This window comes from Streptomyces sp. NPDC042100 (assembly GCF_055582325.1).
In genome coordinates, this window is the sequence record NZ_JBVJDK010000014.1 from 1 (window position 1) to 14,190 (window position 14,190).

Sequence of the window (14,190 nt, forward strand, 5' to 3'; positions counted from 1 at the left end):
TGCGCGGGGCCCCGGGCCGACCGGCCCGGGGCCCCGCGCACGTCAGCCGCGCCGCTCGCGTCCTCCGGGCTCCTCGCGCTCCCCGGGCCCCGCCGCCGCGTACTCCACCCGGACCGTCCGCGCCAGCAGCGCGTGGAACCCGGCGGCGTCCTCGGGGCCGTCGTGCCGGGACAGCACGAACGCCGGATAGCCGGTGAAGTCCGGGTACGGGCGCACCACGTCGCCCGGGAACAGCATCTGCACCACGTGGTCCACCCGCGGGTCGGCCCGCACCTCGTCCAGGCCGTGGACCGCCGTGACCCTGCCGTGCCCGCCGCACGGCACGATGTAGTTGGCCGCCGCCCCGACCGGGGCCGCGAGCCCCGCCGGGCCGTCCGACTCCGGCGCCGCGCCGACCGCGATCCGCAGCGCCTCGGCCGCCAGGTCCGTCCCGCTGACGTGGGAGGCCACGTAGTGCGAGGCGCCCGAGCCGCCGATCCGGGCCCCCAGCTCCAGCAGGTACGGCGTCCGCCCGCCGCGCAGCCGCAGCTCGGTGTGGGTGGGGCCCTCGGTGACCCCGAGCGCCGCGTGCGCCGCCGTCACCTCGCGCACCATCGCCGCCCGGACCTCCGCCGGCAGGGTGTCGGGCGCCCGGTAGACGCTCTCCTCGAAGTACGGGCCGGCCGGCTCGCCCTTGTAGCCCACCGAGAGCACCCGCACCCCGCCCCCGTACGCCAGGGACTCGACGGCGAACTCCGGCCCGTCCAGGTACTCCTCGACCACCAGCGCCGCCGCCGGGTCGGCCAGCTTCTCCGCGCACACCCGGCGCACCCCGGCGACCGCCTCCCGCAGCGCGGCGGGCGAGTCGGCCCGGGTCACGCCGAGGCTGGAGTAGCCGTGCGCGGGCTTCACCACCACGGGGAAGGCCAGCCGCGCCGCCTCGGCCAGCCCCGGCTCCGGGTCCGGCCCCTCGATCCGTACGAAGCCGGGGACGTTCAGCCCCGCCTCGGCCAGCCGCTCCCGCATCAGCCGCTTGTCCTGCGCGCCCCGCGCGGTGTCCCGCCCGATGCCCGGCAGGCCGAGCAGCTCGGCCGCCTCGGCGACGAACGGCACCATCGGGTCGTACAGCGTCGTGATGCCCTGGAAGGGCCGCGCCGCGTGCCGGGCGCGCAGCGCCGCCAGCGCCCCGGCCGGGTCCCGGTCCGGCGCCAGCGGCAGCAGCTCCACGACCGAGGGCGGCAGCCGGTCGGCCCGGACCTCCTCGTCGGGCCGAGGCACCAGCACCAGGTCGATGCCGGCCCGCTCGGCGGCCTCGAAGACCCAGGGGAGCCCGGCCCGCTGGTAGACCAGGACGAGGACCGGACGGCCCGGGTCCGCTCCGGTGGCCGTCACGAGGCGGTCCCGTCGACGGCCGGGGCGGCGAAGAGGCCCGGGCGGGCGCCCGCCGCGCAGCCCGCGCTGCCCGCGACGGTCACGAGGGCGGACCGGCCGCCCGGGACACGCAGGGCGAAGAGGCAGTCGAGCCGCTCGCCCGCCGCCCCGCCCGGGGCCAGCAGGAACACCGTCTCGCCCGGGGCGGGAGCCGGGGCGGCGTCCAGGGAGCGCCAGCGGCCCGGCCGGGTGTCGAGCCCGGCGGCCAGCCAGGCGGCCACGTCCGCCTCCAGGGCCTCCGCCTGCCCGTCCAGCGCGTGCCGCCGGCACCAGGCGACGCCCTCCCGGCCGATCCGCCGCAGCAGCGCCCGGTCGGCGCCGTCGGGCCGGGCCACCGTCCCGTCCTCGCCCTGCCGGGCCCGGAACCTGTCCACCAGCGGGATCAGCGAGTCGGTGAGCACGGCGCCCTCGGCGCGCAGATGCTCCGGTACGGGCGGGAAGTCGTCCGGTCTCGTGTACGTCACCTTGCGGCGCCTCTCCGTGGGCGTGCGGCCTGTGGGGGCGCCGGCGGAGCCGCGCGCCCGCCCGGAACGCTCAAGATCCAAGCAACCCCCGCCGCCCCGGGGCAAGGCCCACGACCGCGCGTCCCGCATGACGGGACGCCGCCTGGCCGCCCACCCGCCTGGCCGCCCACCCGCCTGGGCCGCCCGCCCGCCTGCCTGGCGCCCGCCCCCCCCGGGCCGCCCGCCCGCCGGCCTGGGTGCCCGCCTGCTCGGGCCGTCTGCCCGCCCACCCGCCCGCCCGGCCGGGCCCCGCGGTGGCGGGAGGCTCAGCTCCGGGGCGCCGCCTGCCGAAACCCAGGGCATGACCTTCACGTCCGCGCCCCGGGGCCCGGTCCGCGCCCCGGCCCCCTTCGACCGCCTGCTCGCCGCCCTCGGCGGGCTCCTCGCCGGATTCGCCGGTCTCGCCGTCGCCGCGCTCGTCTCGGTCGTCGTGCGCCCCGAGGCGGCCCCGGTCGCCGCCGTCGGCGGCTTCGTCGTCGACCACACCCCGGCGGGCGTCAAGGAGTGGGCCATCCGCACCTTCGGCGAGAGCGACAAGACGGTCCTGCAGACCGGCGTCCTGATCCTGCTCGCCGTCCTCGCCGCCGTCCTCGGACTGCTCGCCCCGCGCCACCGGGCCGCCGCGCTCACCGGCGTGGGGCTGCTCGGCGCGGCGGGCGCCGTCGCCGCCGTCACCCGCCCCGACTCGGCCTCCTGGACGGACGCCCTGCCCTCGCTGGCCGGCGCCGCGACCGCCGCCGCGCTGCTGCACCTGCTGGCCCGGCGGCTCACCGGCACGCCCACGACGGCGCCCGCGCAGGCCCGCCGCCGCTTCCTCGTCGCCGGGGCGGGCACCTTCGCCGGGGCGCTCGGCGGGACCCTCCTGGCCCGCTCGGCGGGCGCCGACCTGTCCGCGAACGCCACCGCCTCCCGGGACGCCCTGCGGCTGCCCCGCCCCGCCTCGCCCGCCCCCGCCGTGCCACCGGGCGCGCAGCTCCCGGTGCCCGGGATCAGCCCGTTCCGCACGCCGAACGGGGACTTCTACCGGGTGGACACGGCCCTCGTCGTCCCCCGGATCGACGCCGACGCCTGGACGCTGCGGATCCACGGCCAGGGCGTGGCCCGCGAGCTGACGGTCACCCTGAGGGACCTGTTCCGGCGCGAGGTGATCGAGCGGGACATCACCCTCAACTGCGTGTCCAACGAGGTCGGCGGACCGTACGTGGGCAACGCCCGCTGGCTGGGCGTCCGCCTCGCCGACCTGCTGCGCGAGGCCGGGGTGCGCCCGCCCTCCGCCGGCGGGCCCGCCGACCAGCTCGTCGCCCGGTCCGTCGACGGCATGACCATCGGCAGCCCCGTGGAGACCGTCATGGACGGCCGGGACGCGCTGCTCGCCTTCGGCATGAACGGCGAGCCGCTGCCCTTCGCCCACGGCTTCCCGGTGCGGATGCTCGTGCCCGGTCTGTACGGCTACGTCTCCGCCTGCAAGTGGATCTCCTCCCTCGAACTCACCACCTTCGCCGCCTACGACGCCTACTGGGTGCCCCGAGGCTGGGCGGCGCGGGCGACCGTCAAGACCCAGTCCCGGATCGACACCCCGCGGGACGGCGGGAGCCCCCGGGCGGGCACCGTCGCCGTGGCCGGGGTCGCCTGGGCGCAGCACCGGGGCGTCTCCCGGGTCCAGGTGCGGGTCGACGACGGCCCCTGGCAGGACGCCGAGCTGGGCGCCGAGGACAGCCGCGACACCTGGCGCGAGTGGGTGTACCGCTGGCCCGCGGCGCCCGGCCGGCACACCCTGACCGCCCGGGCCACCGACGGGACCGGAGCCCCGCAGACCGAGCAGCAGGCCGGGACCATGCCCGACGGCGCCACCGGACTGCACTCCGTCACCGTCACCGTCGAAGCCGCTCCAGGGGGAGCGCCGGCACATGGTGCCCGGCCCGCCCCGACATCGGCCGGGCGGCGGTGAGCGCGTTCAGCACGGCCTCCTCGACCGCCTCCACCACCGCCGTGCAGAACGGGTCGATCCGGCCCCACGGCACGAACCGCAGCGTCTCGTAGGGGGCCGGGCCGTCCTTCTCCGCGTCGGGGAAGGTACTGGTCAGCGCCGACTCGTTGGCGGTGGAGAAGGCGAGGAACAGATCGCCGGAGAAGTGGCTGCCGGTGGTGCCCGTGCGGGCCAGCCCCAGTGGCACGCGCCGGGCCAGCGCCTTGCACTGGCCCGGCAGCAGCGGCGCGTCCGTCGCGACGACCACCACCACGGAGCCCGCGCCCGGCGGCACCCCGCCCGCCTCCGGGGCCGCCGCCGGGCCCGGCGGCAGGTCCCGGCCCACCGGGACCCCCGCCACCACCAGCTCGTGCCGGGCCCCGAAATTGGCCTGGAGGTGCACCCCGACCGTGTAGCGGGCGTCCCCGTAGGGCACGACCCGGGACGCCGTGCCCACCCCGCCCTTGAAGCCGTAGCAGCGCATCCCCGTCCCACCGCCGACACAGCCCTCCGCCACCGGGCCCGAGGCCGCCGCCTCGATCGCCTCCGCCGCGTGCTCCGGCCGCACCGCGTCGCCGTGGATGTCGTTGAGGTGCCCGTCCCAGGTCTCCGTCACCACCGGCAGCAGCCACTCGGCCGCCCCGTCCGCGCGGTGCCGGGCCAGCCAGTCGACCACCCCCCGGTGCACGGGACCGACCGCGTACGTGTTGGTGAGCAGCACCGGCACCGCGAGCGAGCCGGTCTCCTCCACCCACGTCGTACCGGTCATCTCCCCGTTGCCGTTCAGCGCGTACCAGCCCGCCGCGCACGGCACCCCGACCCCGTCGCGGCCACGCGGCAGGACCGCCGTCACCCCGGTGCGGACGTCGTCGCCCTCGATCAGGGTGACGTGGCCGACCCGGACGCCCGGCACATCGGTGATCGCGTTCCAGGGCCCCGGCTCGCCGGTCAGCGGAACGCCCAACTCGCGTACTCTCGCGCGTACTTCCGTCATGGGCCGCACCGTACCGCCCGGCGCCCGGGTGCCGGGGGCGGACGGACGGAGCACCATGGACCCATGGACGTCACGTCCGCCTCCGCCACCGCGCCCACGCTCGGCGAGGCCAGCGCCCCGGGCCGGCTCGCCGGACCCGACGAGGGCATCGGCGCCGCCGAGCTCGCGCTGGCCGCCCGCAACCACGGACTGCCCCTCGAAGCGCTGCGCTACGACACCACCCCGCCCGGGCTGCACTACGTCCTGGTCCACTACGACATCCCCGTCGTCCCCGCCGCCGACGCGGGGGAGTGGCGGCTGGACCTCGGCGGGCTGGTGCGCCGCCCGCTGCGCCTGGACCTCGCGGAGCTGCGCGCCCGCCCGGCCGTCACCCACCGGGTCACCCTGGAGTGCGCGGGCAACGGCCGGGCCCGGCTCAGCCCCCGCCCGGTCAGCCAGCCGTGGCTCGTGGAGGCCGTCGGCACCGCCGACTGGACGGGCGTCCCGCTGGCCGGCCTGCTCGCCGAGGCGCGGCCCGCCGACGGCGCCGTCGAGGCGGTCTTCACCGGCGCCGACCACGGGGTGGAGCGCGGCACCGAGCAGGACTACCGGCGCAGCCTGCCGCTCGGCCACGCGGCCGACCCGGCGCGCGGGGTCCTCGTCGCGTACGCCATGAACGGCGCCCCGCTGCCGCCCCAGCACGGGTACCCGCTGCGGCTGGTGGTGCCCGGCTGGTACGGCATGGCCTCGGTGAAGTGGCTGCGCGCGATCACCGTCACCGACACCCCCTTCACCGGCTTCCAGCAGGCCGTCGCCTACCGCTACCGGCAGGCGCCCGGCGAGCCCGGCGAGCCCGTGGACGTGATCGCCCCGCGCGCCCTGATGGTCCCGCCCGGCTTCCCCGACTTCATGTCCCGGGTCCGGGTCGTCCGCCCCGGCCCCGTCCCGCTCACCGGCCGCGCCTGGTCGGGCGCCGGGCCGGTCGCCCGGGTCCGGGTCAGCGCCGACGGCGAGCGCACCTGGAGCGACGCCGAGGTGGCCGCCGACCCCGGGCACCCCTGGGCCTGGTCCGCGTGGCACGCCTCCTGGACGGCGGTCCCGGGCCGCCACCTGCTCACCGTCCGCGCCACCGACGTGGCCGGCCGCACCCAGCCGCTGACGGCGCCGTGGAACCGGGGCGGCTTCGGGAACAACCTGGTCCAGCGGGTCGAGGTCCTCTGCGTCCCCTGAGGCGGGCAGGCGGGCAGGCGGCCCGGCCGGCGGGCGGCCGGGCCCGCCCGGGGCCGGGCGACACGCCGGGCGCCGGGCGCATAGAGTCGGACCCGGACGTCAGCGCACACCACGCGTCACCGCATCATCGAGGAGCATTCCGTGACCGACCCGGAGACCATCGCCACGCAGCAGCGGATCGCCCGTGAGCTGGAGGTCGGCGAGACCTTCGACCCGCGCGCGGAGATCGAGCGCCGGGTCGCCTTCCTCGCCGAGCGCCTCACCTCCACCGGCCTGGCCTCCCTGGTCCTCGGCATCAGCGGCGGCGTGGACTCCACCACCGCCGGACGGCTCTGCCAGCTCGCCGTCGAGCGGGCCCGCGCCGCCGGCCACGAGGCCGTCTTCTACGCCATGCGGCTGCCGTACGGCGTCCAGGCCGACGAGCGCGACGCCCAGCTGGCCCTGGACTTCATCCGCGCCGACCGGGTCCTCACCGTGGACGTCAAGGCGGCGAGCGACGCCGCCCTGGACGCGGCGATCGCCGCCGGGACCGCCTTCCGCGACCCGCACCACCAGGACTTCGTGCAGGGCAACATCAAGGCCCGGCAGCGGATGATCGCCCAGTACGCGGTCGCGGGCGCCCACAACGGCCTGGTCGTCGGCACCGACCACGCTGCTGAGGCGGTCTCCGGCTTCTTCACCAAGTACGGCGACGGCGCCGCCGACCTCGTCCCGCTGACCGGCCTCACCAAGCGCCGGGTCCGCGCCGTGGCCGCCGAGCTCGGCGCCCCCGCCGAGCTGGTCTGGAAGGTCCCGACCGCCGACCTGGAGACCCTCGACCCGGGCAAGCCCGACGAGGACGCCCTGGGCGTGACGTACGACGAGATCGACGACTTCCTGGAGGGCAAGCCGGTCGGCGAGGCCGCCTTCGCCGCGATCGTCCGCCGCTACGAGCTCACCGACCACAAGCGCCGGCTGCCGATCGCGCCCTGATCCCCCCTGCCCCGCGCGACGGCACCACCCGCACCGCCCGCACCCTCGCACCGCCCGCAGCGAACGCGTACCACCCGCACCACCGCACGAACAGGAACAGCCAGGTGTCCACCTTCCGGCAGCCCGGACTCGTCCTCACCGACCACCGCTTCAGCGTCCCCCTCGACCACGACGTCCCCGACGGCGAGCGGATCGAACTGCACGCGCGGGAGGTCGGCGCGGCCGACCGGGCCGACCGGAGCGGGTTGCCCTGGCTGCTCTACCTGGAGGGCGGGCCCGGCTTCGGCGCCCGCCGCTCGGTGGGGCCCGAGGGCTGGCTGGGCCGGGCGGTGCGGGAGTTCCGGGTGCTGCTGCTCGACCAGCGCGGCACCGGCGCCTCCACCCCCGCCAGCCGGCAGACCCTGCCCCTCCGCGGCACCCCGCGCGAACAGGCCCGCTACCTCGCCCACTTCCGCGCCGACTCCATCGTCAAGGACTGCGAGCTGATCCGCCGCGGCCTGACCGGCGGCGCCCCCTGGACCGTGCTCGGCCAGAGCTTCGGCGGCTTCTGCGCCGTCCACTACCTCTCCGCCGCGCCCGAGGGCCTGGAGACGGTGCTCATCACCGGCGGCCTGCCCTCGCTCACCGCCACCGCCGACGAGGTCTACCGGGCCGCCTACCCGCGCGTCCTGCGCAAGAACGAGGCCCACTACGCCCGTTATCCCGACGACGTCGAGCGGGCCCGCCGGATCGCCGCCCACCTCGCCGCGCACGAGGTCACGCTGCCCGGCGGCGGGACGCTGACCCCCGAGGTCTTCCAGTCCCTCGGCATCCTGCTCGGCGGCGGCGACGGCACCCACCGCCTGCACCTGCTCCTGGAGGACGCCTTCGTCCCCACCCCGGCGGGCCCCGCGCTGGCCGACGCCTTCCTCGAAGCCGTCCAGGGCACGCTCTCCTTCGCCGGGCACCCGCTCTACGCCCTCCTCCACGAGGCCATCTACGCGCAGGGCCGGGGCCCGACCGGCTGGGCCGCCGAGCGGGTCCGGGCGGAGTTCCCCGCCTTCGACGCCGCGCGCTCGCTCGCGGGCGACGGCCCGCTGCTGTTCACCGGCGAGACGATCCACCCCTGGCACTTCACCGCCGACCCGGCCCTGCGCCCGCTGCGCGAGACCGCCGGACTCCTGGCCGCCCGCGCCGACTGGGCCCCGCTCTACGACCCGGCCCGGCTCGCCGTCAACGAGGTCCCGGTCGCCGCCGCCGTCTACCACGACGACATGTACGTGGACACCGCCCACTCCCTGGAGACCGCGCGGGCCGTCCGGGGGCTGCGCACCTGGGTCACCGACGAGTTCGAGCACGACGGCGTACGGGCCGGCGGCCCGCGCGTCCTGGACCGGCTGCTCGCCCTGGCCCGCGGCGAGCTCTGAACCCCGCCACCGGGGCGGTGCGCGAGGCTGAGCGTTTACCGGCGGAACGCTCATTAAAATCCAAGTGGCGCTCACCGAATGCGCATTGCCCGCCGTCGGCTCCCACGGTAGAACAACGCGCATGACCAGCCACGTGGACATCGAGATCGCGAGCCAGCCGGACTGCTGGCGGCGCGCCGCCGAGCTCGCCGGGGAGCGGGCCGCGCTGCTGCCCCGCACCGGCGAGCGGGTCGCCGTCGTCGGCTGTGGCACCTCGTACTTCATCGCCCGCGCCTACGCGGGGCTGCGGGAGTCCCTCGGCGGCGGCGAGACCGACGCCTTCCCCGCCTCCGACCCCACCCCGCTCGGCCGAGGCTACGACCGGATCGTCGCCCTCACCCGCTCCGGCACCACCACCGAGGTCGCCGAACTCCTCGCCCGGGCCGCCGGCCGCGTCCCGACCCTGGCCCTCACCGGCGTGCCCGGCGGCCCGGCCGCGCGCCTCGCCGACGCCGTCCTCGACCTCGGCTTCGCCGACGAACGCTCCGTCGTGCAGACCCGGTTCCCCACCAGCGCCCTCCAACTCCTGCGCGCCGGACTGGGCGTCGACCTCGGCCCCTCCATCGCCGACGCCGAACTCGCCCTGTACGAGCCGCTGCCCGCGAGCTGGACCCGGCACGGCCAGTTCACCTTCCTCGGCACCGGCTGGACCGTCGGCCTCGCCGACGAGGCCGCGCTCAAGCTGCGCGGGGCGGCCCGCGCCTGGACCGAGTCGTACCCCGCGATGGAGTACCGCCACGGGCCGATCGGCATCAGCGATCCCGGCAGCCTGGTCTGGTGCCTGGGCCCCGTCCCGCCGGGCCTCGCCGACGAGGTCGCCGCCACCGGTGCGCGGTTCGTCGCCGACGCCGTCGACCCGGTCGCCGCCCTCGTGCGCGCCCAGCGGCTCGCCGTCGCCCTCGCCGACCGCCGGGGCCTCAACCCCGACCGGCCGCGCCACCTCACCCGCTCGGTGATCCTCGCCGGGGCCCGCTGACCGCCCCCGTATCCTGCGCCCATGACCGACACCGCCGGGCCCGTCCCGCCGCAGCTCGCAGAGATGCCCGCCGACTGGAGCCGCGCCCTCGCGGTCGTCGCCCACCCCGACGACCTGGAGTACGGCTGCGCCGCCGCCATCGCGGGCTGGACCGACGCCGGCAAGGAGGTCGTCTACGTGCTCGCCACCCGGGGCGAGGCGGGCATCGACGGCCTCGCGCCGGAGGTCTGCGGCCCGCTGCGCGAGCGCGAACAGCGGGACAGCGCCGCGGTGGTGGGGGTGCGGACCGTCGAGTTCCTGGACCACCGGGACGGCGTGATCGAATACGGGCTCGGGCTGCGCCGCGACATCGCCGCCGCGATCCGCCGCCACCGCCCCGAACTCGTCCTCACCCTCAACCACCGCGACACCTGGGGCCCGGAGCCCGGCGGCGCCTGGAACACCCCCGACCACCTGGCCGTCGGGCGCGCCACCCTGGACGCGGCGGCCGACGCGGGGAACCGCTGGATCTTCCCCGAGCTGACCGAGCGGGGCCTGGAGCCCTGGGGCGGGGTGCGCTGGGTCGCGGTCGCCGGTTCGAACCTGCCCACCCACGCCGTCGACGCGCGGCCGGGCCTGGAGCGCGCCACCCGCTCGCTGCTCGCCCACCGCAGCTACATCGAGGCGCTGACCGACCAGGACGCCGACACGTACTGCCGGGACTTCGTCACGATGGCCACCGGCCGCGCCGCCGACCGCTTCGGGGGCCGCCCGGCCGTGGCGTTCGAGGTGTTCCCCCGGTAGCGGCGGGGCGCTAGGCTCCGGCCCCGGACGAGAACTGACGCACAGTCAGGCCTGGAGGAAGCGGGGGCGGCCCGGTGATCGACACGCTCGACCACTCCGTCCCGGAGGGCGCGGAGCGCCTGACCCTCCGGGTCGAGGACGGCATCGCGGTGGTCACCCTGTGCCGCCCGGAGAAGCTCAACGGCTGGAGCTGGGAGGCGAGCCGCCAGCTCGGCCTGGCCGCCGACCGGATCCGCTTCGACGAGCGGGTCCGGGCCGTGCTGCTGCGCGCCGAGGGCCGGGCCTTCTGCGCGGGCATCGACGTCACCGCGCCCGGCGGGGACATCACCGGGCGCTCGGCGGCCGAACGCACCGAGAACTACGCGGAGGGCGTCCGCTGGGCCCACGAGCGCTTCGCCGCCTTCGCCCGGCTGCCGCAGCCCGTCGTCGCCGCCGTCCAGGGCTACTGCCTCGGCTTCGGCTTCGAACTCGCCCTCATGGCCGACATCCGGATCGCCGCCGACGACGCCGTCTTCGCGCTCCCGGAGACCGGCATCGGGGTCGCCGTGGACGCGGGCGGCGATCTGCGGATCGCCCGCGAGGCGGGCGCGGGCTGGGCCAAGTACCTCGCGCTCACGGGCCGTCGGATCGACGCCGCCACCGCCGAGCGGCTCGGCCTGGTCCAGCGCGTCACCGCCCCCGGCGAGCTCGCCGCGGCGGCCCGGGAGACGGCCGAGGCCATCGCCGGGCGGGCCCCGCTCGCCGTCCGGGCGGTGAAGCGCAACATCGACGCCTTCGCCGACCAGGGCCTCGCCGCCGCCCTCGACCGCACCGCGCTCGCCGCCGCGCTCACCCTCACCTCCGAGGACGCCCGCGAGGGCTACGCGGCGGGCGCGGCCCGCCGCCCGCCCCGCTTCGAGGGCCGCTGACTCAGGCCCGGGGAGCGGGCTTCAGCACCGCGAACGGGGCCCCGAAGGGGTCCGCGAGCCACGCCATCCGGCCCACGTCCGGCACATCGGCCGGCGGCATCAGCACCGAACCGCCGCTCTCCTGCACCGAGGCGGCGACGACGTCGGCGTCCTGCGTCGCGAAGTACGGGATCCAGCGCGCCCGGTCCGCGCCCGGCTGGAGCGGCGCCACCCCGCCGAATGAGGCGTCCTGCTGGTCGCCGACGGCCGTCGAGACCACCCGGTAGGTCATCCCCGGGGCCTCCATCTCCGCCCAGCGCCAGCCGAACAGCTCCCGGTAGAAGCCGAGCACCCGCTCCGGGTCGGCGACGTGCAGCTCCGCCCAGAGCAGGGTGTGCTCCGCGGAGGTGCGCTCCAGGCCCTTCACGGCGTGCGGCTCCCACACGGCGAACTCGGCGCCGCCCGGATCGGTCAGGGCGGCCATCCGCCCGGCGTCCATCACGTCCATCGGCGCCATCCGGACCCGCCCGCCCGCCTGCTCGGCCGCCCGCGCCGTGACCTCGGCGTCCGGGGTCTCGAAGTACACCGTCCAGGCGCTCTCCGCGCCCTCCTCGGTCAGCGGACCCAGCGCGGCCACGGTCTTGCCGTCCTGCTGGAAGAAGCCGTAGCCGCCGGCCTCGGGTCCGGCCGAGACGAAGTCCCAGCCGAAGACCCGGCCGTAGAACACGGCGGCGGCGCCGGTGTCGGGGCTGCCGAGGTCGAGCCAGTCGGGCGAGCCCGTGGTGAAGTCCGTACCGAGCATGGGGTGAGTCCCGTCCTTCCGGGTGGGGCGGCCGTGCGGAGCGGGCGGCCGGATCCCGGCCACCGCGCCCGATCCTCACCCGCCGCCCCGGCCCGCCGGGACCCCGCCGCCCCGGTTTCCGCCACACGGCCCAGCCCGCTTCAGCCCCCGGGCGGCGCGAACGGCCCCCGCCCGAGCTGCTCCCGCACCGGTATGACCGGCTCGTTCACCAGCGACCTGCGCTGCCAGTTGGCCCCGTCGACGACCAGCGTGTGCCCGCTGACGAACCGGGCGTACGGGGAGGCCAGGAAGGTCGCCGCCCAGCCCAGCTCGCGCGGGTGCCCGACCCGCAGCGCGGGCTGCCGGGCCCCCGGCCGCCCGGCCCGGTCCAGGGTGGCCCGGACCGCGGGGACCATGTCCTCGTGCGGCATCAGCCCCGGCACCAGGCCGTTCACCTGGATCCCGTACGGCCCCCACTCCACCGCCAGGGTCTCCGTCAGGTTCTTCACCCCGGCCTTCGCCGCCGCCGAGTGGGCGTGGCCGGGCCCGCCCGTCCAGGCGTAGGACGCGCCGACGTTGACGACCGAGGCGGGCGTCCCGGCGGCCAGGTGCCGCGCGGCGAAGGCGTGGGTGGCGAACCAGGTCCCCGAGAGCGTGATGTCCACCACCGCCCGCCAGCCGCCCGGCGACAGCTCCTCCGCCGGGACCGGGAAGTTGGCCGCCGCGCAGTTCACCAGGACCTCCGGCCGCAGGCCCAGCTCCGCCTCGCAGGCGTCCAGCGCCCCGGCGATCCGCTCCGGGTCCCGGACGTCGCAGACCGCGGTCGCCACCGGGGTCCCGGCGACCGCCGCCAGCTCCTCGCGCGCCGCCGCGAGCCGCTCGGGCGTGCGCCCGAGGACGGCCAGCCCCGCGCCGAGCCGGGCGAACTCGGCGGCGATCGCCTTGCCGAGCCCCGAGCCGCCGCCGGTCACCACGACCGCCCGGCCCGCGAAGGTGCCGGCGGGCAGCGCGCTGGCGCCCAGCGGGGGAGGGGCGGGCAGCCCCGGGGTGGCGGCGCGGTCCTCGTGCGTCATGTCCTCCATGCCGTATCGATAGCGCGCCCCGCGCGAGAACTGAAGACCCGTCAGTTCTTCTCGTCAGTTCTTCCCGTCAGTTCTCCCCGTGAGTTTTCCCCGTGAGGTCGTCCCGTCGGGTCCTTGCCGGGCCCCCGGGCACCGGGCGCCCCACCGGTCCCGTCAGGCTCCTCCGGCCGAGGCTCCGGCCGCCGCCCTCGGGTCCGGGCCGGCCGCCCTCCGGTCCAGGTCGGTGAAGAGGAGGTCGGCGTTGACGTCGGCCGCCGCCCGGTAGCCGCTGCTCGCCGCGTGCACCAGCTGCTCGTGCGGGCCCGTCGCGTTGCCCGCCGCCCAGACACCCGGGACGCTGGTGCGCCCGGTCTCGTCCACGGCGGTGAAGGCGCCGAAGGGCGTCTGGCGGGTCGCCGCGCCCAGCGCGGTGAGCAGCCCGTCGCGGGGCACCGGGCGCGGGCCGGTGAACAGCACCTCGCGCGCCACGGTCCGCCCGTCGGCCAGCCGTACGCCGGTCAGCCGGTCGTCCTCGACCACCAGCCCCGCCACCTCGCCCGCCACCACGGTCACACCGGCCGCCGCCAGGCGCGCGGCGTCCTGCCCGGCGGGGGCCGGGGCGGTGTGCAGGAAGAGGGTGACGTCGGCGGACCACTGGGAGACCATCAGGGCCTGGTGCGCGGGGAGCTCGGGGTGGGCGAGCACACCGAAGGCCCGGTCGCGGACCTCCCAGCCGTGGCAGTACGGGCAGTGGAGCACGTCCCGGCCCCAGCGCGCGGCCAGCCCGGGCACCTCCGGCAGCTCGTCCACCAAACCGGTGGTCACGATCAGCCGCCGGGCCCGCGGGCGCCGACCGTCCGCGAGGGTGAGCGCGAAGCCCCCGTCCCCGTCCGGCGCCGCCGAGGTGACCAGCCCCTCGGTCAGCTCCACCCCGTAGCCGGCGACCTCCCGCCGCCCCGCCGCCAGGAAGCCGGCCGGGCTCATCCCGTCCCGGGTCAGATAGCCCTGGAGGTGTGCGGCGGGCGCGTTGCGGGGCTCGCCCGCGTCGACCAGCAGGGTCCGGCGCCGGGCCCGCCCGAGCACCAGGGCCGCGCTCAGCCCCGCCGCGCCGCCGCCGACCACCACGGCCTCGTACGTCTCGTGCTTGTTGTCGTCCATGCCGCGAGGGTCACGCGGGCCGTGCGGACTTGACAAATCAACTTG

At 77.4% G+C, this 14,190-nt stretch carries 13 protein-coding genes; 7 read left to right on the forward strand and 6 right to left on the reverse strand.

The features are described from left to right. Positions 1 to 42: 42 nt before the first annotated feature. Together ACZ6J5_RS28080 and ACZ6J5_RS28085 are read right to left on the reverse strand one after the other, a co-directional pair. A complete protein-coding gene (locus ACZ6J5_RS28080; RefSeq protein ID WP_469396087.1) occupies positions 43 to 1,371 on the reverse strand; it encodes an ATP-grasp domain-containing protein in 1,329 nt (442 codons plus the stop codon). Further along, positions 1,368 to 1,874 carry a hypothetical protein gene (locus tag ACZ6J5_RS28085; RefSeq protein ID WP_469396088.1) on the reverse strand — a complete coding sequence of 169 codons (507 nt, stop codon included), beginning with the start codon at positions 1,872 to 1,874 and terminating at the stop codon, positions 1,368 to 1,370. Before ACZ6J5_RS28085 ends, ACZ6J5_RS28080 begins: the two co-directional genes overlap by 4 nt. A gap of 340 nt (positions 1,875 to 2,214) precedes the next feature. Here ACZ6J5_RS28085 and ACZ6J5_RS28090 point away from each other — a divergent pair, with 340 nt between their 5' ends. Beyond that, the gene (locus ACZ6J5_RS28090; RefSeq protein WP_469396090.1) at positions 2,215 to 3,861 is read left to right on the forward strand and encodes a molybdopterin-dependent oxidoreductase; all 1,647 of its coding nucleotides are present in this window, start codon (positions 2,215 to 2,217) and stop codon (positions 3,859 to 3,861) included. On the opposite strand, the gene ACZ6J5_RS28095 is transcribed toward ACZ6J5_RS28090, so the two are convergent. After that, entirely contained in the window at positions 3,785 to 4,873 is a 1,089-nt protein-coding gene (locus tag ACZ6J5_RS28095; RefSeq protein ID WP_469396092.1) for a DmpA family aminopeptidase, read from the reverse strand. The genes ACZ6J5_RS28090 and ACZ6J5_RS28095 overlap by 77 nt on opposite strands. A gap of 63 nt (positions 4,874 to 4,936) precedes the next feature. On the opposite strand from ACZ6J5_RS28095, the gene ACZ6J5_RS28100 reads away from it, so the two are divergent. The 6 genes from ACZ6J5_RS28100 (at position 4,937) to ACZ6J5_RS28125 (ending at position 11,166) form a co-directional block, all read left to right on the forward strand. Then, positions 4,937 to 6,082: a sulfite oxidase gene (locus ACZ6J5_RS28100; RefSeq protein ID WP_469396093.1), complete on the forward strand. Its 1,146-nt coding sequence runs from the start codon at positions 4,937 to 4,939 to the stop codon at positions 6,080 to 6,082. A gap of 141 nt (positions 6,083 to 6,223) precedes the next feature. Next, the gene (gene nadE / locus ACZ6J5_RS28105) at positions 6,224 to 7,054 is read left to right on the forward strand and encodes an ammonia-dependent NAD(+) synthetase (protein ID WP_469396095.1); all 831 of its coding nucleotides are present in this window, start codon (positions 6,224 to 6,226) and stop codon (positions 7,052 to 7,054) included. Between the two features lie 104 nt (positions 7,055 to 7,158). Beyond that, positions 7,159 to 8,460, forward strand: coding sequence for an alpha/beta fold hydrolase (locus tag ACZ6J5_RS28110; protein ID WP_469396097.1), 1,302 nt, complete (start codon positions 7,159 to 7,161; stop codon positions 8,458 to 8,460). Between the two features lie 121 nt (positions 8,461 to 8,581). Next, on the forward strand, positions 8,582 to 9,475 hold the full coding sequence (locus tag ACZ6J5_RS28115) for an SIS domain-containing protein (RefSeq protein ID WP_469396099.1): 894 nt from the start codon (positions 8,582 to 8,584) through the stop codon (positions 9,473 to 9,475). Positions 9,476 to 9,496: 21 nt separating this feature from the next. Continuing rightward, positions 9,497 to 10,258, forward strand: coding sequence for a PIG-L deacetylase family protein (locus ACZ6J5_RS28120; protein ID WP_469396100.1), 762 nt, complete (start codon positions 9,497 to 9,499; stop codon positions 10,256 to 10,258). Between the two features lie 74 nt (positions 10,259 to 10,332). Then, complete coding sequence (locus ACZ6J5_RS28125; protein WP_469396102.1) at positions 10,333 to 11,166, forward strand: enoyl-CoA hydratase/isomerase family protein; 834 nt, start codon at positions 10,333 to 10,335, stop codon at positions 11,164 to 11,166. A gap of 1 nt (position 11,167) precedes the next feature. On the opposite strand, the gene ACZ6J5_RS28130 is transcribed toward ACZ6J5_RS28125, so the two are convergent. The 3 genes from ACZ6J5_RS28130 to ACZ6J5_RS28140 all read right to left on the reverse strand — a co-directional run bounded on the left by ACZ6J5_RS28130 (position 11,168) and on the right by ACZ6J5_RS28140 (position 14,145). Beyond that, the gene (locus ACZ6J5_RS28130) at positions 11,168 to 11,947 is read right to left on the reverse strand and encodes a VOC family protein (protein WP_469396103.1); all 780 of its coding nucleotides are present in this window, start codon (positions 11,945 to 11,947) and stop codon (positions 11,168 to 11,170) included. Positions 11,948 to 12,087: 140 nt separating this feature from the next. Beyond that, a complete protein-coding gene (locus tag ACZ6J5_RS28135; protein WP_469396105.1) occupies positions 12,088 to 13,008 on the reverse strand; it encodes an SDR family oxidoreductase in 921 nt (306 codons plus the stop codon). 153 nt (positions 13,009 to 13,161) lie between these two features. Beyond that, positions 13,162 to 14,145, reverse strand: a complete 984-nt coding sequence (locus ACZ6J5_RS28140; RefSeq protein ID WP_469396106.1) for an NAD(P)/FAD-dependent oxidoreductase — start codon at positions 14,143 to 14,145, stop codon at positions 13,162 to 13,164. Between the last annotated feature and the right edge of the window lie 45 nt (positions 14,146 to 14,190).

Excerpts from the sequence above, each read along its gene's own strand:
- ACZ6J5_RS28090 (WP_469396090.1), top strand. The coding sequence starts at position 2,215 with ATGACCTTCACGTCCGCGCCCCGGGGCCCGGTCCGCGCCCCGGCCCCC.
- ACZ6J5_RS28095 (WP_469396092.1), bottom strand. The coding sequence starts at position 4,873 with ATGACGGAAGTACGCGCGAGAGTACGCGAGTTGGGCGTTCCGCTGACC.
- ACZ6J5_RS28100 (WP_469396093.1), top strand. The coding sequence starts at position 4,937 with ATGGACGTCACGTCCGCCTCCGCCACCGCGCCCACGCTCGGCGAGGCC.
- ACZ6J5_RS28115 (WP_469396099.1), top strand. The coding sequence starts at position 8,582 with ATGACCAGCCACGTGGACATCGAGATCGCGAGCCAGCCGGACTGCTGG.
- ACZ6J5_RS28120 (WP_469396100.1), top strand. The coding sequence starts at position 9,497 with ATGACCGACACCGCCGGGCCCGTCCCGCCGCAGCTCGCAGAGATGCCC.
- ACZ6J5_RS28130 (WP_469396103.1), bottom strand. The coding sequence starts at position 11,947 with ATGCTCGGTACGGACTTCACCACGGGCTCGCCCGACTGGCTCGACCTC.
- ACZ6J5_RS28135 (WP_469396105.1), bottom strand. The coding sequence starts at position 13,008 with ATGGAGGACATGACGCACGAGGACCGCGCCGCCACCCCGGGGCTGCCC.
- ACZ6J5_RS28140 (WP_469396106.1), bottom strand. The coding sequence starts at position 14,145 with ATGGACGACAACAAGCACGAGACGTACGAGGCCGTGGTGGTCGGCGGC.